Raw genomic sequence first — 1,241 nt, 5'->3', positions numbered from 1 at the left:
GACGGTGAACCGATGTGTTTGTTTAACACACCATTAAGACCACAAAAGCTGATGCCCTTTGAAGATCCAAGCCAAACCCCATGCTTATCACTGACTAAGCAAACCGGGCTGATGTTATCCTCTACTAGATCGACATCTTCAATGTAGTTACTGCCATTGGCTATTCGATATACGCCGTAACTGCCGGCGAACCAATGTGAACCATCGCTAGAGTGGGCAATATCGACAACTTTGCCAAACCTTAAACTGCTTCTCTTAAAGCTAATTTTTCCATCAACGAGTGAGTAAAAACCATGGTCTGTCCCAATAAAAACCTCGCCCTGATTGTCTACCGATAAATCGGTGATCTTTGCAGGTAAGTACTTGCTAACCAACCACTCCATACCATAGGCAGTCGCTTTATTGGTCGTTAAGTCCAGCGCATAAAGATTCTGTTCAGACGTCAGCCAAAGCACGCCTTGTTTGTCAAGAGCGAGCGTATCGACCTGTCGTTGGCGTAAGCTCCGTGGCAGGTTTAGGGAAACGAGTTGCTGGCTGTGTTGGTCAATCGCTATTAAGCCCGTTGGCGTCGCTAAATAGATAAGACCTTGATAAGCCACAATATCGTCAGCTGGTTCGGAATAGATACGTTTCGGCTGACTATCTTTGTCGGTATCCGTAACATAGACGCCTTCCGAGGTCGCAATCCAAAACTTAGATTCACTGGTCGCTAATATTTTGTTGACCGAGAATCGTACCGAGTGCATTCCCAGGCCCGAAATGGACGTTCGTTGAAAGGTGCTACTGTATAAAGAGAAATAACGAATGCCATTATTAGTCGCGATCCACATCCCCCCTGAAGAGTCATTAACCAGCGAATAAATCTTCTCGCCAGGTAATGCAAAGTCTTGGTTATCAGAACGCTGAAACTGTGTCACTTTTCCCGTGATAAAGTTGTAACTCATGAGTCCGTGTTCAGTACCAACCCAATATTGACCAGAGGTCTCAGCGAGCGACAACACATGTGAACCCGGAATTTGTTTTACCGCTTCTGGGGAAGAGAGGTTTATGATCACTAACCCATTACGTGTCCCGACAAGTAACTCACGTCTAGCATCAGAAAAGTACACCTCTTCGATATAGTGCTTACCCGAAGCTGTGATGTGTTCAAACTCTCGATCTTGAGAGCGATAACCCCCTGCTGATGTGGCCAGTACCCATTTAGAAAGCACTCGCTCGGCATCATTAATTCGAATGTCGCT

At 45.9% G+C, this 1,241-nt stretch carries 1 protein-coding gene; it reads right to left on the bottom strand.

Annotated elements, in window-relative coordinates:
* A partial coding sequence (locus tag KIV40_RS27770) for a two-component regulator propeller domain-containing protein (protein WP_285352418.1) occupies nucleotides 1-1,241 on the bottom strand: 1,241 nt, incomplete at both ends.

The sequence above is a fragment of the Vibrio sp. D173a genome (genome assembly GCF_030248475.1).
This window is presented reverse-complemented; position numbering and strand designations above follow the sequence as displayed.